The sequence below is a fragment of the Pseudomonas sp. PDM16 genome (genome assembly GCF_014851865.1).
Taxonomy (GTDB): domain Bacteria; phylum Pseudomonadota; class Gammaproteobacteria; order Pseudomonadales; family Pseudomonadaceae; genus Aquipseudomonas.
In genome coordinates, this window is sequence record NZ_JACVAM010000002.1 from 645072 (window position 1) to 668300 (window position 23229).

Sequence of the window (23229 nt, forward strand, 5' to 3'; positions counted from 1 at the left end):
GCGCCTAACGAGGCTGAAGCATGAAACTCTCATCACTGAACCTGGGCCGCGATGGCGAACTGGTGGTCGTCTCCCGCGATCTGGCCCGCGCCGTGAAGGTGCCGCAGATCGCCGCCACCCTGCAGGCAGCGCTGGACGACTGGGAGGTCAAGCGCCCGCTGCTGGAGTCGGTCTATCAGCGCCTCAACGATGGGCTGATCGACGAGGCCTTCTTTTTCGATCAAGCCGATTGCCACAGCCCGCTGCCGCGCGCCTACCACTGGGCCGACGGTAGCGCCTACGTCAACCACGTCGAGCTGGTGCGCAAGGCCCGTGGCGCGGAGATGCCGGAATCCTTCTGGCACGACCCGCTGATGTACCAGGGTGGCGCCGACAGCTTCATCCCGCCACACGCACCGATCCAGATGGCTGACGAGGCCTGGGGTATTGATCTGGAAGCGGAGATCGCGGTGATCACCCACGATGTGCCGATGGGCGCCACGGCGGCCCAGGCGGCCGAACGCATCCAGCTGCTGATGCTGGTCAACGACGTGTCGTTGCGCAACCTGATCCCCGGCGAGCTGGCCAAGGGCTTCGGCTTCTACCAGAGCAAACCATCGTCGAGCTTCTCGCCGGTGGCGGTGACGCCGGATGAACTGGGCGAGGCTTGGAAGGACGGCAAGGTGCACCGGCCGCTGGTCTCGCACATCAACGGCGTGCTGTTCGGCCAGCCGGATGCCGGCACGGACATGACCTTCAACTTCCCGACCCTGGTGGCCCACGCGGCCAAGACCCGCCCGCTGGGCGCCGGCACCATCATCGGCTCCGGCACCGTGTCCAACTATGATCGCAGCGCCGGCTCCAGCTGCCTGGCCGAGAAACGCATGCTGGAGATCATCGAGCAGGGCGAGGCCAAGACGCCCTTCCTCAAGTTCGGTGACCGGGTGCGCATCGAGATGTTCGACGCCGCCGGCCAGAGCATCTTCGGCGCCATCGACCAGGCGGTGGAGCGCTATGAGCAGTGAGCTGACGCTCTACGGCTACTGGCGCTCCAGCGCCGCCTACCGGGTGCGCATCGCCTTGGGCCTCAAGGGTCTGGCCTACCGCCAGGAGTCGGTGCACCTGGTCAAGGACGGCGGCCAGCAGCACGCGGCCAAGTACTGTGAGCTGAACCCGCAGGAACTGGTGCCGCTGCTGGTGGACGACGCCAACGGCGGGGCGCGCATTGCCCAGTCGCTGGCCATCCTCGAATACCTCGACGAGGTTTTCCCGGTGCCGGCGTTGTTGCCTGGCGATCCGGCCCATCGCGCCCAGGTGCGGGCGCTCGCCCTGCATATCGCCTGCGATATCCACCCGCTGAACAACCTGCGGGTGCTGCAGTACCTCAGCGGTGAGCTGGGTGTCGACGATGAGGCGAAGAACGCCTGGTATCGCCATTGGGTGGAGAAGGGCCTGGCGGCGGTGGAGCAGGGGCTGGGTGGGCTCAAGGGTGGGCTGTCTCTGGGCAACCGGCCGGGCTATCTGGAGGCCTGCGTGATTCCACAGCTGTATAACGCTCGGCGGTTTGCCTGCTCGCTGGAGGCATTCCCTCGTCTGCTAGAGATGGAAGATCGTTGCCAGACGCTGGACGCCTTCAAGGCCGCTGCCCCCGAAGTTCAGCCAGATGCAGTGTTCTAGCTCTTGTCCCCTCTCCCGTTTACGGGAGAGGGTTAGGGAGAGGGCGCTTTAGCTCCTGAGCTGTGGTGTGGCGCTTCCATGCCGCTGCTCGTTTCCGCATTTTGATGTTGCATTGGTTCCGCCCTGCTGGGCGGCTCACTTTTTCCAGTCGCGGAAAAAGTAAGCAAAAACGCTTGCCCCTGCATCCGGCCCTGCGCTTCGCTCCGGGTTTGTTCGCTCCATCGCCGTTCCAGGGGCACGGCGCGAAGGGCCATCCTTGGCCCATCGCGCCTCTCGCGGCATCCATGCCGCTCAACCCCTTCCACAACGATTCCGCTCACCCTCCTGAAGGGGCGGGGAGTTGCCTGGGGACGCGGTGTCGCTTCTGTAGGGTGCTACTCGCCCGAAGGGCAGTACACCGTTCCGGTGTGGTGGGCTGCCTGCGGCGAGACCACCCTACGAAAGCGACTCCTGCTAACTCCGGGCGGGCGCGCAGCGCTTAAAAGAACCATCAAGCAACTCGGAACCGATCCCCGTCAGTAGGTCGAGTGGAGGTGTTGCTCAGGGGGACGAGCCGCATGGATGCGGCGAGAGGCTTAAAGGGCCAGGACGGCCCTTGTAAGCCGGCCCCCGGAGCAGCACCGGAGGAGGGAACCCCGCCGCAGGCGGGGCCGGATGCCGGGGGTGGCCTTCTCTTTGGTTACTTTCTCTTGGCCAAACAAGAGAAAGTGACTCGCCGTAAGGGCGAAAGGGGATGGCTCGTTCAGCACAGTGGCTTGGGATAAACCTATCCCTTTTTCCTATTTATCTGTATTTATATACAGTATTTCGTGCCGCTCCCATCTCTAGCCCGATTGCAATCTAGGAGTAATTGATGATGTCACTGACAGACTTTTCGGAGTTCAAGACCTTTTCCGACATTCAAGGACGCTTTGACATCGCTTTGGATCTGCTACTGAACAAAGAGAATTTCAGCCGTGGCGTGTGGCCTTACAACCTCTATCAGCCTGAGGTCAGCTGTCAGTATGAAAAGCATGGCAAGCGGTGCTCCCAGCAGCACCAGAAAGGCTACATCGTTGCCTGCAAAGATGGTGCAGTGGTTCTGATTGGCCACTGTTGTGCCCATAAGCACCTTAGCTTGGATGACGAATCGCTCAGAGCAAGCTTCAAGATGCTTGACGCCTCCGAGAGGCAAGCCAGCCGCCGTCGTAAGGTAGAGGCCCTGCTCGAGCAAAGGCAGGCTTTCATTGAGCAGGGTAAGGCTGTGCACATGCGGCACAGGGAACTGCAAGCTCGAGTGTATGAGGTAGAGAGCGCTCTCCCTCGGCAAATCTGGCACAAACTGGTCGAGCGCTGGAAGAGCAACAGTCTAGAGGTGATCTGGGAGTACCAGACAACCAAGGTAGGCGTCGACGAGAACGGCAGAAAGGTCACAGAAAGGGCTTGGTACCCAAGTTCCTACGGCAAGCTCCAGGGCTTGGGCATATGGCTTCAGCTTGGGGCGCAGGAGTATGCGGGGCAGATCTCTGACTTCCGTAAGCAGCTCGAACTCATCCCCGTTAAGGGGCACCTAACTAGTGCAGAGATCGACCATGCTGAGACCACATTTAACAGTGTGGCTGCTATCAAGGGCATTGAGAGAGAGCTTGAGTCTCAGTTCAAGCTACTGGAAGACTTTCTCAACCTGTCAAATCTGGTGCTGACCGTTCAACTTGTCAGCAACCAAGCTATTCGGGCAGAAACAGTAGTTGCCGTGCATCAGTTGACAGGACAAACGCTAGCCGGGAAACCAGATAAGTTCGTTGCAGAGATCGATCTAGATCTTAAGCGTAAGCACGATGCGACCGGAGTTCGTATCCAGCAGTGATAGGCAGCAGATTCAGGCCAAGTTCGCTTTGAATTTCCTGAGCTCGTAGGCGCTAGATGAGCGTATTGGTTGATAGCAGTCATCTCGCATGTCCCAAACGCTCGGCTCCGTCCTCCGCCGAAGGGGGCATTCTCAATCCAACGGCAACTCCGTAGTCCTCTTCACCTCGCTCATCGCGATATGCGAGTGCGCCTCGTGCACATGCGGGCGTTGCAGTAGATGATCGCGCAGGAAGCGTTCGTAGTCGGCGATGTCCTTGGCCACCACCTTGAGCAGGTAGTCCGAGCCGCCGGCCATGGTGTGGCACTCCAGCACCTGCGGGTAGCCGACCACTGCTTGCTCGAACTCTTCCAGGTTGCTGCGGCCGTGGGCCGATAGCTTGATGTCGACGAATACGGTGATGCCCAGGCCGAGCTTCTTCGGGTTGAGCAGGGCGACCTTGCGCTCGATCAGCCCTTCTTCCTGCATGCGGTGGATGCGTCGCCAGCAGGGTGATTGCGACAACTCCACCTTCTCGGCGATTTCGGCAGCGGAGAGGTCGGCGTTGTGTTGCAGCAGGCGAAGAATGCGGCGGTCAATGGAGCTCAGATTTTCCTGCATGATTTTTTCTCTTTATTGGTCATGAAGGGATAACTCATGCGCAGTATCCCGCTGGTAGCCCGAAAAAAGAAAGAAAATCCCAGAACCCCTCGGTCATAGTTTTGGCCATGCGTCCTGCTGCGGCGATCCCGCGGCTGGGCTAATGGCGACCTCCAAGAGAAGTCGCGCCGCTCACCACAACAATAAAAGGAGCGCACCATGTCTCTGGCCGAAATCCGCCTGGACGACAAGTACCGTGTAGCCACAGGTCAGCTTTACCTCACCGGCACCCAGGCCCTGACCCGCCTGCCCATGCTGCAGAAACAGCGTGATGCCGCCTTCGGCCTGAATACCGCCTGCTTCATTTCCGGGTACCGGGGTTCACCCCTGGGCAACCTGGACAAGAGCCTGTGGGAGGCCAAGCAGTTCCTCCAGGAAAACCACATTCACTTCCAGCCCGGCGTCAACGAAGAGCTGGGCGCCACCGCCGTGTGGGGCAGCCAGCAGGCCAACCTGTTCCCCGGTGCACGCTATGACGGTGTGTTCGCCATGTGGTACGGCAAAGGCCCGGGCGTGGACCGTTGCGGCGACGTCTTCAAACACGGCAACTCGGCCGGCGTGGCCGAGAAGGGCGGCGTGCTGGTGCTGGCCGGCGACGACCATGGCTGCAAGTCTTCAACCATCGCGCACCAGAGCGAGCATGCCTTCATTGCTGCGTCGATGCCGGTACTGAACCCGGCCAACGTCCAGGAGATCCTCGACTACGGCATCATCGGCTGGGAGCTGTCGCGCTACAGCGGCTGCTGGGTGGCGCTGAAGACCATCGCCGAGAACGTCGATTCCTCGGCCGTGGTGGAGGTTGATCCGCTGCGCGTGAAGATCAATTTGCCGACCGACTTCCAGCTGCCGGAAGACGGCGTGCACATCCGCTGGCCGGACCCGCCCCTGGCCCAGGAAAAGCGCCTCAACCAGTACAAGATCTACGCCGCCCGGGCCTTCGCTCTGGCCAACCACCTCGACCAGATCAAGCTCGACTCGCCCAACCCGCGTCTCGGCATCATCACCACCGGCAAGTCCTATCTGGACGTGCGCCAGGCGCTGAACGACCTGGGCCTGGACGACGAGCTGTGCGCCAAGGTCGGCCTGCGTGTGCTGAAGATTGGCATGAGCTGGCCGCTGGAGCCGGTATCGGTGCATCAGTTCGCCGAAGGCCTGGACGAGATCCTGGTGGTCGAGGAGAAGCGCAGCATCATCGAAGACCAGCTCACCGGCCAGCTGTACAACTGGCCGGTCGGCAAGCGCCCACGTGTAGTTGGTGAATTCGACGAGGAGGGCAACTCGCTGCTGCCGAACCTGGCCGAGCTGACTCCGGCGATGATCGCCCGGGTGATCGCCAAGCGCCTGGCGCCGATCTACACCAGCGCCACCATTGACGAGCGCCTGGCCTTCCTCGCCGCCAAGGAAGCCGCGCTGGCCGCACCGAAGCACGACACCAAGCGCACCCCGCACTTCTGCTCCGGTTGCCCGCACAACAGTTCCACCCAGCTGCCGGAAGGCAGCCGCGCCCTGGGCGGCATCGGCTGCCACTACATGACCCAATGGATGGACCGGCATACCGATACCTTCACCCAGATGGGTGGCGAGGGCGCTACCTGGATCGGCCAGGCGCCGTTCACCGAAACCCAGCACGTGTTCCAGAACCTCGGCGACGGCACCTACTTCCACTCCGGCCAGCTGGCCCTGCGGGCGGCGGTCGCCTCAGGTGTCAACATCACCTACAAAATCCTCTACAACGATGCGGTGGCCATGACTGGCGGCCAGCCGATCGACGGCGAGCTGCGCATCGACCAGCTCAGCCAGCAGGTGTTCGCCGAGGGCGTGAAACGCATCGCCCTGGTCTCGGACGAGCCGGACAAGTACCCGACCCGCGCCACCTTTGCCCCGATCGTCACCTTCCACCATCGTCGTGAACTGGATGCCGTGCAGCGCGAGCTGCGCGAGGTCAAGGGCACTTCGGTGATCCTTTACGACCAGACCTGCGCCACCGAGAAGCGTCGCCGCCGTAAACGCGGCAAGCTGGTTGATCCGCAGAAGCGTGCTTACATCAACCCGGCTGTGTGCGAGGGCTGTGGCGACTGCAGCGTGAAGTCCAACTGCCTCTCCGTGCTGCCGCTGGAGACCGAGCTGGGGCGCAAGCGCGAGATCGACCAGAACGCCTGCAACAAGGACTTCTCCTGCGTCGAAGGCTTCTGCCCGAGCTTCGTCACCGTGCACGGCGGCGGCCTGCGCAAGCCTGAGGCGCTGGGTGCCAAGGCGCTGTTCGTGGCCTTGCCGGAGCCGCGCCAGCCGGATCTTTCACGGCCCTGGAACATCCTCCTGCCGGGTGTCGGCGGCAGCGGCGTGACCACCGTCGGCGCGCTGCTGGGCATGGCCGCGCACCTGGAAGGCAAGGGCTGCACCGTGCTCGACCAGGCTGGCCTGGCGCAGAAGTTCGGCCCGGTGATCAGCCACATCCGCATCGCCGCCAAGCAGGACGATATCTACGCCGTGCGCATCGCCGCCGGCGAGACCGACCTGCTGCTGGCCTGCGACCTGGTGGTGGCGGCTGGCGAGGAATCCCTGGCCAAGCTCAACGACAAGATCGCCAACGCCGTGGTCAACAGCCACGAGGCGGCCACTGCCGAGTTCACCCGCAATCCGGACGCCCAGGTGCCCGGCGCGGCCATGCACGAGGCATTGGTAGAGGCGGTGGGCGAGAGCAAAACTCATTTCGTCGACGCTACCCGCCTGGCTACCGCGCTGCTCGGCGATACCATCGCCAGCAACCTGTTCATGCTCGGCTATGCGTACCAGAAGGGCCTGGTGCCGGTGTCCGCCGAGGCTATCGACAAGGCCATCGAGCTCAACGGCGTGTCGATCAAGCTCAACCAGCAGGCCTTCCTCTGGGGGCGCCGCGCCGGCCATGACCTGTCCGCCGTGGAGCAGCTGGCCAAGCCGAAGAACCCCGAGGCGCCACGTTGCGAGAGTTTCGAGGAGATTGTCACCGACCGCATGGCCCGTCTCACCGCCTATCAGGACGCCGCCTACGCCCAGCGCTACCTGGACCTGGTGACCCGTGTGCGCCAGGCCGACAGCGGTGCCGATCAGGCCCTGAGCCGCGCCGTGGCGCGCTACTACTTCAAGCTGCTGGCCTACAAGGACGAGTACGAAGTGGCTCGGCTGTACAGCGAGCCGGCTTTCCGCCAGCGCCTGGAAGCGCAGTTCGAAGGTGACTTCCGCCTGCAGTTCCACCTGGCGCCGAGCTGGCTGGCCAAGCCTGACTCGCGCACCGGCGCGCCGATCAAGCGCACCTTCGGCCCCTGGATGCTCAAGGCCTTCGCCGTGCTGGCGCGCTTCAAGTTCCTCCGTGGCAGCCTGCTCGACCCCTTCGGCCACAGCGCCGAGCGCAAGGTCGAGCGTGAGCTGATCGGCGAGTACGAGGAGCTGGTGGAGCTGCTGCTCAAGGAGCAACGCCCGGACAACTACCGCACTGCGGTGGCCCTGGCCGAGCTGCCGGAGCAGATCCGCGGCTATGGCCACGTCAAGGACAAGGCCCTGGCCAAGACCCGCGAGCAGGCCGAGCAACTCAAGGCCCGCCTGCTGCTCAGCGAGATCTCCGCCGTCCAGCTGTTCTCGCCGGCCGCCTAACCCTGTCACCCCATTGCCGCCCTCTCTCTCCCTGATGGGAGAGGGCGGCTTTTTTCGACCCAGATTCAAGGAATTCCCATGCCCGTCTTTACCCATATCGACTTCGACCACCACGAGCAGGTGGTCTTTGGCCACGACCAGGCCAGCGGCCTCAAGGCCATCATCGCCGTGCACGACACCACCCTGGGCCCGGCCCTGGGCGGTTGCCGCATGTGGAACTACGCCAGCGACGAGGAGGCCCTGCGCGACGTGCTGCGCCTGTCCCGCGGCATGACCTATAAATCCGCCCTGGCGCGCCTGCCGCTGGGCGGCGGCAAGGCGGTGATCATCGGCGACCCGCGCACCGGCAAGAGCGAGGCGCTGTTCCAGGCCATGGGCGACTTCGTCGACAGCCTCGGCGGGCGCTACATCACCGCCGCCGACTCCGGCACTGGCGTGGCCGAGATGCAGATCATGGCCGAGCGCACCCGCCACGTAGCGGGTGCCGGCCAGCGCGAGGCCTTTGGCGGCGGCACCCGTGACGGCGATCCGTCGCCGGCTACCGCCTATGGCGTGTTCGTCGGCATTCGCTCGGCGGTGCGCCATCGCCTCGGTCGCAACGATCTCAACGGCCTCAAGGTGGCCATCCAGGGCGTTGGTCAGGTCGGCTTCGGCCTTGCCAAGCACCTCAAGGACGCCGGCGCCGAGCTGTGGGTGACCGATATCCATGAAGCCAACCAGCGTCGCGCCGTGGAGCAGCTGGGCGCCCGCGCCGTGGGTCAGCAGGAGATCTTCGGCCTCGACGTGGACGTCTTCGCCCCCTGCGCCCTGGGCGCCATCATCAACCCGCAGACCCTGGAGGCGCTGCGTGCGCCGATCATCGCCGGCGCCGCCAACAACCAGCTGGCCAGCCCGGAGCTGGCCGAGCAGCTGCGCCGTCGCGACTGCCTGTACGCGCCGGACTACGCGATCAACGCCGGCGGCATCATCGACGTGTGCTACGAGCGCACCGGTGGTAGCGCCGAGCAGCTGAAGGCGCACATCGAGGGCATCGAAGCGACCCTGGACGAGATATTCCAGCGCGCCAAGGCCGAAGGCGCGACCACCTCGGCCATTGCCGATCAGATGGCGCGGGAGCGCCTGGGCCGCTAAGCGCAGCGCCTGCCGGAGTCGCGCCGTGCGGGTGTATACTCGCCGCGCCCCGGCCTCCCTGGCTTGCGGGCCACGGCCAATCGCCCATACCCCTGTCGCCGGATCACGAGTCCGGCGGCGTACTTCGACAGACAGGTGCCTCATGCCCCGCCTTTCTTTCCGCCTGACCTGGAGCGCTCGCTGATGTCCGAGCCGCTGCACACCGGCCCGCTCAAGCGTGGCCTCAAGAACCGCCATATCCAGTTGATCGCCCTCGGTGGCGCCATCGGCACCGGCCTGTTCCTCGGTTCCGCCGGGGTGATGCAGAGCGCTGGCCCGTCGATGATCCTGGGTTACGCCATCGGCGGCTTCATCGCCTTCCTGATCATGCGCCAGCTCGGCGAGATGATCGTCGAGGAGCCGGTTGCCGGCTCCTTCAGCCACTTCGCCCATAGCTACTGGGGGCCGTTCGCCGGCTTCCTCTCTGGCTGGAACTACTGGGTGCTCTACGTGCTGGTGGGCATGGCCGAGCTCACAGCCGTGGGCAAGTACGTGCAGTACTGGTACCCGGAAATCCCCACCTGGGCCACGGCGGCCGCGTTCTTCGTGCTGATCAACCTGATCAACCTGGTCAACGTGAAGGCCTTCGGCGAGACCGAGTTCTGGTTCGCCATCATCAAGGTGGTTGCGATCATCGGCATGATCCTGCTCGGTGGCTGGCTGTTGTTCAGCGGCTCCGGTGGCGAGCAGGCCAGCATCAGCAACCTGTGGACGCACGGCGGCTTCTTCCCCAACGGCGTGTCCGGGCTGGTGATGATGATGGCGATCATCATGTTCAGCTTCGGTGGCCTGGAGCTGGTGGGTATTACCGCCGCCGAGGCCGACCAGCCGAAGACGGTGATCCCCAAGGCGATCAACCAGGTGGTCTGGCGCATCCTGATCTTCTACATCGGCGCGCTGACCATCCTGCTGTCCCTGCACCCCTGGGATGATCTGGTGAAGACCCTGACCTCCGGTGGCGACGCCTACGCCAGCAGCCCGTTCGTGCAGATCTTTTCGCTGATCGGCGAGGACACCGCGGCGCACGTACTCAACTTCGTGGTGTTGACCGCCGCACTGTCGGTCTACAACAGCGGCGTGTACTGCAACAGCCGCATGCTCTACGGCCTGGCCGAGCAGGGCGACGCGCCCAAGGCGCTGATGAAAGTCAATAAGCGTGGCGTGCCGGTACTGGCCATTGCCCTGTCGGCGGCGGTGACCCTGCTCTGCGTGGTGGTCAACTACCTGGCGCCGAAGAGCGCGCTGGAGCTGCTGATGTCGCTGGTGGTGGCCTCCCTGGTGATCAACTGGGCGATGATCAGCCTGGCTCACCTGAAGTTCCGCAAGGCCATGGTCGCCAAGGGTGTGCAGCCGAGCTTCAAGGCGTTCTGGTTCCCCTTCGCCAACTACCTGTGCCTGGCCTTCGTGCTGTTCATCCTCGGCGTGATGCTGATGATCCCAGGCATCCAGGTGTCGGTGTACGCGATCCCGGTCTGGCTGTTGCTGCTCTGGGTCTGCTACCGCATCAAGCTGGTAGCAGGCGCGGCGCCCGTCGCCAGTCAGGGCTGACTGGCTGCTTCCTGTAGGGTGCGCCAGGCGCACCTTGCAGGCCGCATCGGTATTCGGTGCGTGCGGCGCTACGGGGTCGGCTCAGGTCTGGAACTGCAGTACCGAGCCCTGCATGCTGCGCGCCACGCTGTCCAGGCGCTGCGCGGCGGCGGCCAGCTCGTCCACCGTGTGGCTGTTCTGCTGCGACATGCGGGCAATCTGCTCGACGCGCTGGGCCACCTCGCTGGACGCCTTGCTCTGTTCGCCGATGGTGTGGGAAATCTCCTCCACCACCTCGGCGGCGCGCTGAGCGCCACCACGAATCTCACTGATCGACTCGCCAGCCTGGCGTGCCAGGTTGACCCCGTCGTTCACCCGTGTCACCCCAGCCTGCATGCTGTTCACCGCCTGGACGGTACTGCTACGGATGCGCTCGATCATGCCGGTGATTTCCTGGGTCGACTGCGCCGTACGTGCAGCCAGGTTGCGCACCTCATCGGCGACCACGGCGAAGCCGCGACCTGCCTCGCCGGCACGCGCCGCCTCGATGGCAGCGTTGAGCGCGAGCAGGTTGGTCTGCTCGGCGATGCTGTTGATGACCTGAATGATCGAGTGGATTTCCTCGGACGACTGGCCCAGCGCCGTGATGGTGCTGGATGACTCGTTGACCGCCTCGGCGATGCGGCTCATACCGTCGACCACACCGAGGATCACCTGGCCACCGTTGCTGGCCAGCTGTTCGGACTGTGAGGAGATGTCCTGGGCGTTGCGCGCGTGGTCGGCGATCTGCGCAATGTTGTGGATCATCTGCTCCATGGCGGCGGCCATGCTGGTGGCGTTGTCCGATTCCTCGCGGGCGCTGTGGACGATGCTCTGCGAGGCGCCGCTGAGGTTCTGCGCGGTGTTCTGCAACTGCTCGCTCTCGCGGCGGATGGTCTCGATCATCTGCCGCAGGTTGTTCTGCATCTCGGCCAGGGACTGCTGCAGCTGGCCGGCCTCGTCGTTGCTGTCGATCTGGATGATGCTGCGCAGGTTGCCCTGGGCAATGGCTCGGGCTACGGCGATGGTCTTGCCGAGTGGGCGCAGCACGGTCTTCATCAGGTGGCTGGTGAGCAGGGCGAGCAGCAGGCACACCAGCAGGATGCCGCCAATCAGCAGCCAGGCGGCGTGCTGGGTGGCGACCTCACTGTCGCTGCGCACCTGGGCGGCGTGCTGTTCGATCAACTCGCTGAGTGCCTCGTTCTTCTCCTCCAGCTCGCCGAAGCTCTGCTCGAAGGCAGGCATCTCGGCGCGTGCCGCCTGCGGGTCGCTCAAGGCCAGGCCGACGATGCGCTCGGCCTGGGCGATGTAGGCATTGAGCGCCGGTTGCGACTGGCCGATGGCCTGGCGGATCTCCTCGCTCAGCGGCAGCGCGGCGTTGGCCGCCATGGTGCGTTGGAACCACTGGCTGTGTTCCTGCAGGTCGGTGCGGACCTGCTTGGCTGCTGCAGTGTCGCCGGGTGGGGCATAGAAGGCGGCCAGCACGTCGGCGCGCAGGGCGTCGTGCATCATGTCGCCCTCCAGATGATTGCGCAGGGCGCTGACGCTCAGCTCGCTGCTGGCTAGCACCTCCGCCAGGCGTACCTGCCCCCAGTAGCCGACGCCGCCGAGCAGGGCGGCGGCGACCACGCTGATGGCGCCGCAGGCGATCATTTTCTGGCGGATGTTCATGCTGCTGTCTCCAACGGCTGAGTGTTCGTCAAGCCTAGTTCAGAGACAGCAGGGTGAGAGGTATCAGGGTTTGCCTTGCAGAGCGCTGGCCCAGGCCAGCAGTTCCACTGGTTGGCGCTGATTCCAGATGCGTTGCCAGAGCACCAGCATGTGCTCCGCCGAACCCCGGCTGAACGGCAGGCGGTCGACCCAGGGTAGTGCCTGCCAGCGCTCCCCGCGTCGTTCGGCCATGATGAAACGGAACGGATGGAAACCGGTCATGCCCAGGCGCAGGTCGGTGACGATCAGCTCGTTGCCGACCTGGTCGTAGCGCAGCACACCGTGGGTGAACCATTCCAGACGCTGGTGCTGCGGCGAGTCACGTAGCACCTCGGCCAGTTCGGCACCACGGGGAATGCGCTCGAGCCGGGGCGGTCGGTCGTCGAACCAACTCACCAGCGCCTCGTGGTAGTCCGCGCCGTCCACCACCGTGACGCGCCACAGTAGGCTGTTGAACGGTGTCGGTGTGCTGAACAGCACATCGGACTGGATGCCGCGCTCGGCCAGCACGTCCTGTACCCGTTGTTCCGCCATCCACTTGCCGGCCAGGGTGCTGGCCAGGTAGATGCTGGACAGGCACAGCGCCGAGATAGCTAACCACTGCGGCCGGTCGCGCAGGCCACGGACCAGGCCGACGATCACCGCCACCAACAGCGGCACGGTGTACAGCGGGTCGATGATGAAGATCGATGACCAGGCCACTGGTGGTGTCTGTAATGGCCAGAACAGCTGGGTCCCGTAGCTGGTGAAGGCGTCTAGCAATGGATGGGTGATCAGCGCCAGCCACACGGCAAAGAACAGCCGTCGCGTGGAATAGGCCGGGTTGGGCCGCAGCCAGCGTGCCAGCAGGGTAATCGCCACGGCCAGCAGACTGAGCACCAGCAACGAGTGGCTGAAGCCGCGGTGGTAGGTCATGTCGGCCACGGCGTCGCCGTAGTCGATGATCACGTCGAGGTCGGGCAGGGTGCCGAGCATGGCGCCGTAGAGCAGGGCGCGCCGGCCTTGCCAGCGGCCGAGCAGGGCGCCCTGGATGCTGGCGCCGAGGACCGCCTGGGTGATGGAGTCCATGAGTTGTCCCGTAAAAAAAGCAGGTCGCTAACTTATCGCCGGCCACGTTCAGCGGCAGCCGGGAAATTCCGACGAAAGATTTCAACCGCGTGCGGCGTTACAGTGTCGGTATTGCAACGCACCAGGAGTTTTCCCATGCATCCCCGCGTTCTCGAAGTCACCGAGCGCCTGATCGAGCGTAGCCGCGCCACCCGCCAGCGCTACCTGGCTATGATCGCCGCAGCCGCCGACAAGGGCCCGCAGCGCGGCAAGCTGCAGTGTGCCAACTTCGCCCACGGTGTGGCCGGCTGCAGCGGCGTGGACAAGCAGACCCTGCGCCTGCCCGATGCGGCCAACGTGGCGATCGTCACTGCCTATAACGACATGCTTTCGGCCCACCAGCCCTACGAGAGCTTCCCGCCGCTAATCCGCCAGGCGCTGCACGAAGTCGGCTCGGTCGGCCAGGTGGCCGGTGGCGTGCCAGCCATGTGCGATGGCGTGACCCAGGGCGAGCCGGGCATGGAGATCGGCATCGCCAGCCGCGAGACCATCGCCATGGCCACCGCCGTGGCGCTGTCGCACAACATGTTCGACGCTGCGCTGTGCCTGGGCGTGTGCGACAAGATCGTCCCCGGCCTGCTGATCGGCGCACTGCGCTTCGGTCACCTGCCGACCGTCTTCGTGCCAGCCGGGCCGATGCCCTCGGGCCTGTCCAACAAGGAAAAAGCCGAGGTACGCGAGCGCTATGCCGAGGGCAAGGCCAGCCGCGACGAGCTGCTCGCCTCGGAAATGGCCGCCTACCACAGCCCCGGCACCTGCACCTTCTACGGTACCGCCAACACTAACCAGATGCTGATGGAGGTGATGGGGCTGCATTTGCCCGGCGCCTCCTTCGTCAACCCGAACACGCCGCTGCGCGATGCGCTGACCCGCGAGGCGGCGCAGCAGGTGGTGCGCCTCAGCCGCCAGGGAGGGCAGTACCTGCCGCTCGGCGAGATCATCGACGAGCGCGCGCTGATCAACTCGGTGGTGGCGCTGCATGCCACCGGCGGCTCGACCAATCACACCCTGCATATCCCGGCTATCGCCCAGGCCGCCGGCATCCAGCTGACCTGGCAGGATATGGCCGAGCTGTCCGAAGTGGTGCCGACCCTGGCCCACGTCTATCCGAACGGCAAGGCTGACATCAACCACTTCCACGCCGCCGGCGGTACCGCCGTGTTGATTCGCGAACTGCTCGATGCCGGCCTGCTGCACGAAGACGTCGCCACCGTGGTCGGCCGTGGCCTGCGTCGCTACACCCGGGAGCCGTTCCTCGATGGCGAACGCCTGGTCTGGCGCGAGGGCGCTGCGGCCAGCCTGGATGCCAGCATCCTGCGCCCGGTGGCGCAGCCATTCTCCGCCGAGGGCGGTCTCAGCCTGCTGCAGGGCAACCTCGGCCGCGGGGTGATGAAACTCTCCGCCGTGGCGCCGGAGCGCCATGTGATCGAGGCGCCGGCACGGGTGTTTCACGACCAGCAGTCGCTGGCCGAGGCCTTCCAGGCTGGCGAGCTGGATTGCGACTTCGTCGCCGTGGTGCGTTTCCAGGGCCCGCGCTGCAACGGCATGCCCGAGCTGCACAAGCTCACGCCGTTCCTCGGTGTATTGCAGGACCGTGGGCACAAGGTGGCGCTGGTCACTGACGGGCGCATGTCCGGCGCCTCCGGCAAGGTGCCGGCGGCCATCCACATCTGCCCCGAGGCCTTCGACGGCGGCCCGTTGGCCAAGGTGCGCGACGGCGACCCGATCCGCATCGACGGCCGCAGCGGCGAGCTGCGGGTGCTGGTCGATGCGGCCGAGTGGGAGGCCCGCCAGCTGGCCACGCCGCCGCCGGCGGAGATCGGCTGCGGCCGCGAGCTGTTTGCCTTCATGCGCGCCGCCTTCAGCCCGGCGGAGCAGGGCGCCAGCGCCTTCACCGCCAGCCTGAGTGCCTTGCGATGAATGCATTGGCCGATCTGATTCTGCCCGAGGGTGTCGAGGGGCAGGCCTATGCCGACGGCCAGGCCCTGGCCGAGGCGCTGGCGCTGCAGGTGGCCGAGGCGCTGCGCGTTGCCGTGAGCGAACGGGGCCGGGCGCTGCTGGTGGTGTCCGGCGGGCGCAGCCCGGTGCCGTTCTTCGAATGCCTGGCTCGCCAAGAGCTGCCCTGGGCCAAGGTCCAGGTGAGCCTGGCCGATGAGCGCTGGGTGCCGCCAAGCCATGCCGACAGCAACGAGGCGTTGGTGCGCCGCCACCTGCTGCAGGGGCTGGCGGCCCCGGCGACGATGCTCGGCCTGTACCACCCGGCGGAAAACCTGGAGGAGGCCGCACGCCTGGCCGAACAGTCGCTGGCCGCGCTGCCGACCATCGATGTGCTGGTGCTGGGCATGGGCGATGATGGCCACACCGCCTCGCTGTTCCCGCAAAGCCCGTTGCTGGTCGAGGCCCTGAGTCCAACGTGCCCGCGTAGCGTGCTGCCGATGCAGGCACCGACCGAGCCCCGTCAACGGTTGACCCAGACCCTGCCGCCGCTGACCGCCGCACGCCTGTCGCTGCTGGCGATACAGGACACGACCAAGCTGGCTACGCTGAACCGGGTTCTGCAGCCTGGTCCGGCGACCGATATGCCAATTCGAGCCTTTCTACAGGCACCGTTGCAGATCCACTGGTGCCCGTAGCGCAGCTGTGGACGTAGGGTGCGCTGTGCGCACCGCGTCGGTGTCATCGGTGCGGATGACGCACGCGGCCTCTGCACCGGCAAAAAAATTACCGTGGCTTGTCGAAATGCCGGGGCGCCGCTCGACCAGAGAGCAGTACCCCATGTCGGGGGACCCTGGAGCGCCGACCGGCGCTTCCGCCAAAGACGAGGAGAAGGACGATGCGTTTCATGGTGATAGTCAAAGCCACCGCCGATTCGGAAGCCGGCGTGATGCCCAGTGAGGAGTTGCTGGCGGCCATGGGCCAATACAACGAAGAACTGGTGGCGGCCGGTGTGATGAAGGCCGGCGAGGGCCTGCACCCGAGCAGCAAAGGTGTGCGCGTGCAGTTCTCCGGCAGCCAGCGCAGTGTGGTCGACGGACCCTTCACCGAGACCAAGGAGCTGATTGCCGGCTTCTGGCTGTGGGAAGTGGCGTCGCTGGCCGAGTGCATCGAGTGGGTCAAGCGTTGCCCGAACCCGATGCCCGGTGATTCGGAAATCGAGATTCGCCAGGTTTTCGAGGCCGAGGACTTCGGCGAGGAATTCACCCCGGAACTGCGCGAGCAGGAAGACCGACTGCGCGCCCGCATGGCCACCGAGTAAGGAGCCGCACATGCATATTCATGCCTACCTGATTTTCGACGGCCAGTGTGCCGACGCCTTCCGCTTCTACGCCGAGGTATTGGGCGGCGAGCTGATGGTGATGACCTTCGGCGACAGCCCGGTCTGCGACGATGTGGCGCCGGAGCACCGCAACCGCACGATGCACGCCAGCCTCAATCGTGATGGTCAGTTATTGATGGGCTCGGACACCATGCCGGGCCACCCCTACGAGGGCATCAAGGGCTGCCATATCTCCATCCAGGCTGACGACATGGCCCATGCCGAGCGTGTGTATCGGGCTCTGTCGGCCCAGGGCTCGGTCGAAATGGAGTTGCAGAAGACCTTCTGGGCGGAAGGCTTCGCCATGCTCACTGACCGCTTCGGCGTGCCGTGGATGATCAACTTCTCCGGCGACTGCCAGGAGTCTTGACGGGCGAAGCGGGGCGGCTATCTGTCGCCCATGCCGTCATCGCGGCTCAGGGGTTTCGAGCGGTGGTGCGGTATGCTGGGCGTCCCATTCTTTGCGGCGCCCATTTCCCATGCTGGTGATCTCCAACAGCGTCCACCTGCCCGATGACGAGGTCGAGCTGACCGCCATCCGCGCCCAAGGCGCCGGCGGGCAGAACGTCAACAAGGTTTCCAGCGCCGTGCACCTGCGTTTCGACAGCCAGGCCTCGTCGCTACCGCCGTTCTACAAGGAACGCCTGCTGGAACTGCGCGACAGCCGCATTACCGAGGGCGGCGTGGTGATCATCAAGGCCCAGCAGTACCGCACCCAGGAGCAGAACCGTGCCGATGCCCTGGAGCGCCTGTCCGAGCTGATCCGCAGCGCCGGCAAGACCGAGAAGGCGCGCCGTCCGACCAAGCCCACCTTGGGTTCAAAGAAACGCCGCCTGGAAGGCAAGAGCAAGCGCGGCGCGATCAAGGCTGGACGCGGCAAGGTGGACTTCTAGGTCGCCTGTTCGTCGGGCGAGGGTGTAGCTAATTGCCACTGCGCAATTCGCCTGTGTATAACCGAGCATCGGTTCCGCTCGTCAACACAGGGATGTTGCCTCATGACTCAATCGCTTACCGCCCGCCAGAACGCCCAGCAACTGCTTGCCACCGCCCAGGAGCAGATCGAGCGGCTGCAACACATCGAGCCCTATCTGATCGACCTTTCCCTGCGTGAGAACCCGGTGGGTGCGCGCATTGGCCAGACCTTGGCGGACAAATTGGCGATCCTGCCCAAGCTGCGCGAGTTCGGTTTCCGGAACATCCTCCTTGGCACGCTCGACTATTCCTACCCGAACGAGCTGGAGGTCGACGACGACTTCATGATGTACCTGCGCGATCACCAGATCGACACGACTGGCTGCTTTGCCTTCACCGCCATGGGCCTGGTGGATGCCGCCGGCCACTTCGTGCCCGATCCATCGCAGCTCAAGCTGCGTGACTACCAGGTGCCCAACACCCTGCACGAGATCTACCTGAGCAAGGAGGGCATGGCCGGCCAGTACGACCTGGCCACCGTGCTGCGCAGCCTGCCGGCCAGCATCCAGTGGCTGCAGGACAACATCCGTGGTGACCACGGTGGCGCGCCGCGCATCCTGATCAACATCGTCGATGGCTGTGACGCCTTCGCCGAGAACCCGGACGGCGTGTTCGAGGTGCTGGCCATGCTCGCCGAGCAGCCCATCGAGGGTATCAGCATCGAGGACGACCGTGGCACCTACCTGCCGCTGCAGGTCGGCGCCTTCGTCGGTGCGGCCCGTGCCTTCCTGCCGGCACCGCTGAAGATCGTGGTGCACCTGCATGCCGGTGGCGGCTTCGAGAACGCCTCGCTGATCGAGGCCCTGCTCAATGGCGCGGACGGCGCCTGGGGTGGCCTGCCCAAGCGGGCGGCGATCATCGGCCACGCTTCGCTGGGCGAGCTGATCGCCAACCTGGTGCGGGTCGGCAATCCGCACATGCAGCAGTACCAGCTGGATCGCCTGTTACCGCTGGCTACCAACCTGCAGGAGCTGGACGACGAAGCGCAGGTGCCAGACGATCTGCCGATCCTCGGTCACAACGCCTACCGCCTGCCGCTGAGCTTCTTCCGGCAGATTCCCGGACGCTTCATGGACCTGCCGCCGGAAGCCATCGGTGGCACCTATCGCTACCGTATCTGCCCGCTGGTCAGCGACACGGCAGTGATTGCCGGTCGTCTGGAAGAGGTCTGTGGCCGGCCGGCGGGGGACTTCCCCCAGGCCGTGTTGGAGCAGATGATCTTCATCATGCGTCGTGACCTGCGCGCCGGTGAGCGTATCGCCTACGATCAGCCGGACAATCTGATGCAGCTGTACGCCCGCGCCGTGCGTGCGTGCGAGACTCTCGTTGCACAAGCCGAGGCCTGAACCGTGGAAACCGATAGCGCCGTGTACAAGACTCTGCTCGAGTCGACCAAGGCCATCCCCTGGAAGATCGACTGGAAGAGCATGACCTTCGCCTACATCGGCCCGCAGATCGAGCCGTTGCTGGGCTGGACGCAGCAGAGTTGGATCAGCGCCAACGACTGGGCCGAACGCATCCACGAGGAAGACCGCGAGCGGGTGGTCAATTTCTGCATCGCCCAGTCCCAGTGCGGCATCGACCACGAGGCTGACTACCGCGCGCTGACCAAGGACGGCGACTACGTGTGGATTCGCGACGTGGTGCACGTGATGCGTGACGCCAACGGCGAGACCGAGGCGCTGGTTGGCTTCATGTTCGACATCAGCGAGCGCAAGAAGACCGAGGAGCAGCTGCTGGTCTTGCAGAAGCAGCTGGAGGAGTACTCCTACAAGGATGGTCTCACGGGCATCAACAATCGGCGCATGTTCGACTCGATCATCGAGATCGAGTGGGGCAATGCTCAGCGCACTCGCCGACCACTGTCGCTGATCCTGCTGGATATCGACTTCTTCAAGCAATTCAACGACCACTATGGCCATATCCGGGGCGACGACTGCCTCAAGCGCATCGGCCAGGTGTTGCACGGCGTAGCGGCCCGCCCGCGTGACTGTGTGGCGCGCTTCGGCGGTGAGGAGTTCGTGCTGGTGCTGCCGGAGACCGACGGCGAGTCGGCGAAGCAGATCGCCGAGCGCTGCCGCAAGTTGGTGCGCAAGGAGCGTATTGCCCATGAGCAATCCAACGTCGCGCAACTGGTAACCGTCAGCCTCGGCGTTGGCACCATCATCCCGGAGGTCGGCGATTCGTCATTGGTCTTCATCGAGGCAGTGGACCGCCTGCTCTATCAGGCCAAGCAGCAGGGCCGTGATCGCCTGCTGCATGGGCACTGTAGTGGTGGTGAAACCGAAGCCTGCCAGGCCTAGGCGCGCACCCAGCGCTGACGGGTCCAGCCGCTCAGCGCATCCACGGCGAACACCAGTACCAGCATGGCCAGGATCACCGTGCTGGCCTGTGCCTCCTGGAACAGGCTGAGGCTGACGTAGAGCATCTGCCCCAGGCCGCCGGCGCCGACGAAACCGAGCACGCTGGCCATGCGGATATTGTTTTCCCAGCGATACAGCGAATAGGCCAAGAGCTGCGGCCACAGGTTGGGCAGGGTGCCGTAGCAGAAGGCCGCGACCTGGCCGCCGCCCTGCAGACGGATCGCCTCGGCCGGCGCCGTGGGCGTGTTCTCCAGTGCTTCGGCGAACAGCCGGCCGAGTACGCCGGCCGTGTGCAGGGCTAGGGCCAGGGTGCCGGCATTGGGTCCGAGGCCGGCGGCCAGCACCATCAGCGCTGCCCACACCAGTTCCGGAATCGCCCGCAGGCCATTGAGCAGTAGGCGCACCAGACCCTGGGCGAGGTTGCCGAAGCGCCCGGCTGCCGGTAGCGCCAGGAGCAGGCCGAGCACGGCGGCGAGCAGGGTGCCGAGGGCCGACATGGCCAGGGTCTCCAGCGCGCCACGGCCGATGGCCAGCAGATGCCCGCCGCTCAGGTCCGGCTGCAGGAAGCGCGAGGCGTAATTGGCCATGTGCCGCAGGTTGTCCGAATCGCCCAGTGCGGCAAGCTCCAGGCCCAGGTAGGCGAAAGAAGCGAGCACGGCCGCGAGGATCGCCAGCAGCAGGGCGAGATTGACCAGCCGGCTCATGCCAGTCTCCCGCGCAGTACGCGGCTGAGGGCATCGGCCAGCAGTACCAGCAGCAGGAAGGTCAGCAGCATGCTGGCCACCTCGCCACCGGCGAACATGCGCAGCGACAGGTCGATCTGCTGGCCCAGGCCGCCGGCGCCGACGAAGCCCATCACCACCGAGGCGCGGATCGCGCATTCCCAGCGGTACACGGTGTAGGAGGTCAGCTCGGCGGCGGCATTCGGCAGCAGGCCATAGACGAAGGCGGCGAGTCGGCCGCTGCCGCTTTGCAGCAGGGCGTGCATGGGGCGCTGGTCGACCGACTCGAGGATTTCCGCATAGACCTTGCCGAGCATGCCGGCGTAGGTGATGGCGATGGCGAGCACGCCAGCGGTGGGGCCGAGGCCGACGGCGCGGACGAACAGCAGGGCCCAGACGATCTCCGGCACGCTGCGCAGAAAGATCAGCAGGCCGCGTACCGGCCAGCGCAGGGCCTGGCCCAGTGCACTCGGGCGGCCGCCGCGCGAGGCCGCTGACAGTGACAGGCCGCGACTGGCGGCCAGGCCTGCCGGTATCGCCACCAGCAGCGCCAGGGCCATGCCGGCGGTGGCGATGGCCAGGGTCTGCAGGGTGGCCTGTAGCAGCAGATCGAGGAACTCGGCGTTATGCGCTGGCGGCCAGAAGGCGGCGACGAAGCGGCCCATCTCGCTCTGGCTGTCGGCCTGCAGCAACACACCGGGGTTCAGCTCGGCGAGCTGGATGCCCGGCCATAACAGGGCCACGGCCAGCACTGTCAGCAGCAGACGGGGCAGGGCGGCGGGGTCGCGGCTGTCGGTTCTCAGCATCGTGGAATCTGCAGGGTCAGCGTCGCCGCCGGCGCCTGCGGCGAGACCAACTGCTCGTTGGCATAGAGAGCGTCGAGCAAGTCCTGGGTGACTTCATTCGCCGGACGGTCGAAGGCGACCAGGCCGTCGCGCACTCCGACGATGCGCGGGAAGTGCGCCAGGGCCAGGTCCACCGCATGCAGGCTGGCGACCAGGGTCACGCCGTGGGCCTCGGCATGCCGGCAGAGCACGCTCAGGGTGTGGTCGGCCAGCACCGGGTCCATGGCCGACACCGGCTCGTCGGCCAGCAGCAGCTCGGGGCCCTGGTACAGCGCGCGGGCGATGCCGACACGCTGCAACTGGCCGCCGGAGAGCTGCTGGCACTGGGCGAACAGCTTGTCGGTGAGGTCCAGGCGGGCGAGCACTTCCCTGGCGCCGGGAATATCGACGGGGTGCAGCAGGTTGAGCAGGCTCTTGCCCAGCCCCCACTGACCGAGCTTGCCGGCCAGCACGGCGGTGACCACCCGCTGCCGCGGTGGCAATGGCGGCGCCTGGTGGATCAGGCCGATGCGCGTGCGCAGGCGTTGGCGCGCACCGGCGGCGAGTTGCCAGGGCTGTGCGCCAAGCAGCTCGACCGTACCCGTAGAGGGGCGCAGGGCGGCGGCGAGCAGATTGAGCAGGCTGGACTTGCCGGCGCCGGACGGGCCGATGATGGCGACCCGTTCGCCACTGGCGATGGCCAGGTCCACGCCGCGCAGGGCGTGGACTGCGTTGCCGTGCTGCAGGGTCGCGCCGGTGAGGCGCAGGCTCATTTCAGCAGGTCGGCGGCGCGGGCGGCGTCCTCGATGCCCTTGTAGTTCTCAGGCTTGGTTTCGATGAAGCGGCTGGCGGCCTGCAGGTCGAGAATCGCCTTGTGCTGCGGGTTGGCCGGGTCGAGTGCGAGGAAGGCCTTTTTGATCTTCTCGGCCAGGGCCGTGTCGAGGCTGCCACGTACGGTCCAGTTGTAGTCGTAGTAGGCCGGGGTGGTGGCGAAGACCTTGACCTTGCTGGTATCGACCTTGCCGGCGGCGACCAGCTTGTCCCACACGCTGGCATTGAGCACGCCGCCGTCGACCTTGCCGGCCTGCACCCAGGCAGCGGTGGCGTCATGCGCGCCGGAGTAGCCGATGCGGCTGAAATAGGTTTCCGGCTTGATGCCGTCCTTGAGCATGAAGTAGCGCGGCATCAGGCTGCCGGAGGTCGAGGAGATGGAGCCGAAGGCGAAGGTCTTGCCCTTGAGATCGGCCAGCGACTTCACGTCCGGGTTGGCGGTGATGAACTTGCTGGTGAACTGGGCATCCTGCTCGCGCTGTACCAGCGGGATGGCGTTGCCGGTCTTCAGGCGCACCTGAACGAAGGTGAAGCCGCCCAGCCAGGCCATGTCCAGACGATCGGTGGACAGCGCCTCGACCACTGCCGGGTAGTCGGCTACCGGGACGAACTCGACCTTCATGCCCAGCTGCTGCTCCAGATACTCGCCCAGCGGCTTGAATTTGCGCAGCAGCTCGGTGGGGGCCTCGTCGGGGATGGCGCTGACCTTGAGCACGTCGGCGGCGTGGCTGGTCAGGGCGGACAGGGACAGGGTCAGGCCGGCGGTCAGGGCCAGGATGCGCTTGAGCATGAAGATTCTCCGGTTCAATAGCGGAAAAGGTTCGAGGGAGCCGGCCCGCCTAGGCTGGGCCTGAGCTTCGTCAGGGTAGTAGAAAGCCGG

Annotated in this window: 20 protein-coding genes and 1 pseudogene; 13 read left to right on the plus strand and 8 right to left on the minus strand. The window is 65.4% G+C overall.

The window, feature by feature from the left end:
- Window positions 1-20: 20 nt before the first annotated feature.
- The 3 genes from IB234_RS09540 (at window position 21) to IB234_RS09550 (ending at window position 3502) form a co-directional block, all read left to right on the plus strand.
- A complete protein-coding gene (locus tag IB234_RS09540; RefSeq protein ID WP_192316857.1) occupies window positions 21-1004 on the plus strand; it encodes a fumarylacetoacetate hydrolase family protein in 984 nt (327 codons plus the stop codon).
- The gene (gene maiA / locus IB234_RS09545; RefSeq protein ID WP_192316859.1) at window positions 994-1656 is read left to right on the plus strand and encodes a maleylacetoacetate isomerase; all 663 of its coding nucleotides are present in this window, start codon (window positions 994-996) and stop codon (window positions 1654-1656) included. Before IB234_RS09540 ends, maiA begins: the two co-directional genes overlap by 11 nt.
- An 856-nt stretch (window positions 1657-2512) precedes the next feature.
- Window positions 2513-3502 carry a hypothetical protein gene (locus IB234_RS09550; protein WP_192316861.1) on the plus strand — a complete coding sequence of 330 codons (990 nt, stop codon included), beginning with the start codon at window positions 2513-2515 and terminating at the stop codon, window positions 3500-3502.
- A 132-nt stretch (window positions 3503-3634) separates the two neighbouring features.
- Here the strand turns inward: IB234_RS09550 and IB234_RS09555 are convergent, their stop codons facing one another.
- Window positions 3635-4102 (minus strand): Lrp/AsnC family transcriptional regulator, encoded by a 468-nt coding sequence (locus IB234_RS09555; RefSeq protein ID WP_137971706.1) that lies wholly within the window; start codon window positions 4100-4102, stop codon window positions 3635-3637.
- 198 nt (window positions 4103-4300) lie between these two features.
- Here IB234_RS09555 and IB234_RS09560 point away from each other — a divergent pair, with 198 nt between their 5' ends.
- The 3 genes from IB234_RS09560 to IB234_RS09570 all read left to right on the plus strand — a co-directional run bounded on the left by IB234_RS09560 (window position 4301) and on the right by IB234_RS09570 (window position 10486).
- Window positions 4301-7768 (plus strand): indolepyruvate ferredoxin oxidoreductase family protein, encoded by a 3468-nt coding sequence (locus IB234_RS09560; protein ID WP_192316863.1) that lies wholly within the window; start codon window positions 4301-4303, stop codon window positions 7766-7768.
- 78 nt (window positions 7769-7846) lie between these two features.
- Window positions 7847-8899 (plus strand): Glu/Leu/Phe/Val family dehydrogenase, encoded by a 1053-nt coding sequence (locus tag IB234_RS09565; protein ID WP_192316865.1) that lies wholly within the window; start codon window positions 7847-7849, stop codon window positions 8897-8899.
- A 183-nt stretch (window positions 8900-9082) separates the two neighbouring features.
- Window positions 9083-10486: an amino acid permease gene (locus IB234_RS09570; RefSeq protein ID WP_412547908.1), complete on the plus strand. Its 1404-nt coding sequence runs from the start codon at window positions 9083-9085 to the stop codon at window positions 10484-10486.
- A gap of 81 nt (window positions 10487-10567) precedes the next feature.
- Here IB234_RS09570 and IB234_RS24380 read toward each other — a convergent pair whose 3' ends face one another.
- From IB234_RS24380 to IB234_RS09580, 3 genes and pseudogenes are all read right to left on the minus strand, one after another.
- On the minus strand, window positions 10568-11431 hold the full coding sequence (locus IB234_RS24380) for a methyl-accepting chemotaxis protein (RefSeq protein ID WP_412547917.1): 864 nt from the start codon (window positions 11429-11431) through the stop codon (window positions 10568-10570).
- Window positions 11423-12175: pseudogene (locus IB234_RS24385) on the minus strand (HAMP domain-containing protein); the annotation flags it as partial. The pseudogene IB234_RS24385 and the gene IB234_RS24380, both read right to left, overlap by 9 nt.
- Before the next feature lie 63 nt (window positions 12176-12238).
- Complete coding sequence (locus IB234_RS09580; RefSeq protein WP_192316869.1) at window positions 12239-13282, minus strand: metal-dependent hydrolase; 1044 nt, start codon at window positions 13280-13282, stop codon at window positions 12239-12241.
- Between the two features lie 135 nt (window positions 13283-13417).
- Between IB234_RS09580 and edd the strand changes: the two genes are divergently transcribed.
- The 7 genes from edd (at window position 13418) to IB234_RS09615 (ending at window position 19912) form a co-directional block, all read left to right on the plus strand.
- Window positions 13418-15241, plus strand: a complete 1824-nt coding sequence (edd, locus tag IB234_RS09585; protein WP_192316871.1) for a phosphogluconate dehydratase — start codon at window positions 13418-13420, stop codon at window positions 15239-15241.
- Window positions 15238-15954 (plus strand): 6-phosphogluconolactonase, encoded by a 717-nt coding sequence (gene pgl / locus IB234_RS09590; protein WP_192316873.1) that lies wholly within the window; start codon window positions 15238-15240, stop codon window positions 15952-15954. Before edd ends, pgl begins: the two co-directional genes overlap by 4 nt.
- Before the next feature lie 200 nt (window positions 15955-16154).
- The gene (locus tag IB234_RS09595; protein WP_192316876.1) at window positions 16155-16577 is read left to right on the plus strand and encodes a YciI family protein; all 423 of its coding nucleotides are present in this window, start codon (window positions 16155-16157) and stop codon (window positions 16575-16577) included.
- A gap of 10 nt (window positions 16578-16587) precedes the next feature.
- Window positions 16588-17007: a VOC family protein gene (locus tag IB234_RS09600; RefSeq protein WP_192316878.1), complete on the plus strand. Its 420-nt coding sequence runs from the start codon at window positions 16588-16590 to the stop codon at window positions 17005-17007.
- A gap of 109 nt (window positions 17008-17116) precedes the next feature.
- Window positions 17117-17530: an alternative ribosome rescue aminoacyl-tRNA hydrolase ArfB gene (gene arfB / locus IB234_RS09605; protein WP_192316880.1), complete on the plus strand. Its 414-nt coding sequence runs from the start codon at window positions 17117-17119 to the stop codon at window positions 17528-17530.
- Between the two features lie 102 nt (window positions 17531-17632).
- The gene (locus IB234_RS09610) at window positions 17633-18955 is read left to right on the plus strand and encodes a homocitrate synthase (protein ID WP_192316883.1); all 1323 of its coding nucleotides are present in this window, start codon (window positions 17633-17635) and stop codon (window positions 18953-18955) included.
- Window positions 18956-18958: 3 nt separating this feature from the next.
- Entirely contained in the window at window positions 18959-19912 is a 954-nt protein-coding gene (locus IB234_RS09615) for a sensor domain-containing diguanylate cyclase (RefSeq protein WP_318651995.1), read from the plus strand.
- On the opposite strand, the gene phnE is transcribed toward IB234_RS09615, so the two are convergent.
- Genes phnE through IB234_RS09635 form a run of 4 tightly spaced genes read right to left on the minus strand, consistent with a single transcriptional unit; the run spans window position 19909 to window position 23139 of the window.
- Window positions 19909-20676, minus strand: a complete 768-nt coding sequence (gene phnE, locus IB234_RS09620) for a phosphonate ABC transporter, permease protein PhnE (protein WP_192316885.1) — start codon at window positions 20674-20676, stop codon at window positions 19909-19911. The two genes, IB234_RS09615 and phnE, sit on opposite strands and share 4 nt — an antisense overlap.
- Window positions 20673-21500: a PhnE/PtxC family ABC transporter permease gene (locus IB234_RS09625; protein ID WP_192316887.1), complete on the minus strand. Its 828-nt coding sequence runs from the start codon at window positions 21498-21500 to the stop codon at window positions 20673-20675. Before IB234_RS09625 ends, phnE begins: the two co-directional genes overlap by 4 nt.
- The gene (locus IB234_RS09630) at window positions 21494-22291 is read right to left on the minus strand and encodes a phosphonate ABC transporter ATP-binding protein (protein WP_192316889.1); all 798 of its coding nucleotides are present in this window, start codon (window positions 22289-22291) and stop codon (window positions 21494-21496) included. The genes IB234_RS09625 and IB234_RS09630 overlap by 7 nt, the downstream gene beginning before the upstream one ends.
- Window positions 22288-23139: a putative selenate ABC transporter substrate-binding protein gene (locus IB234_RS09635; RefSeq protein WP_192316891.1), complete on the minus strand. Its 852-nt coding sequence runs from the start codon at window positions 23137-23139 to the stop codon at window positions 22288-22290. Before IB234_RS09635 ends, IB234_RS09630 begins: the two co-directional genes overlap by 4 nt.
- Window positions 23140-23229: the final 90 nt, after the last annotated feature.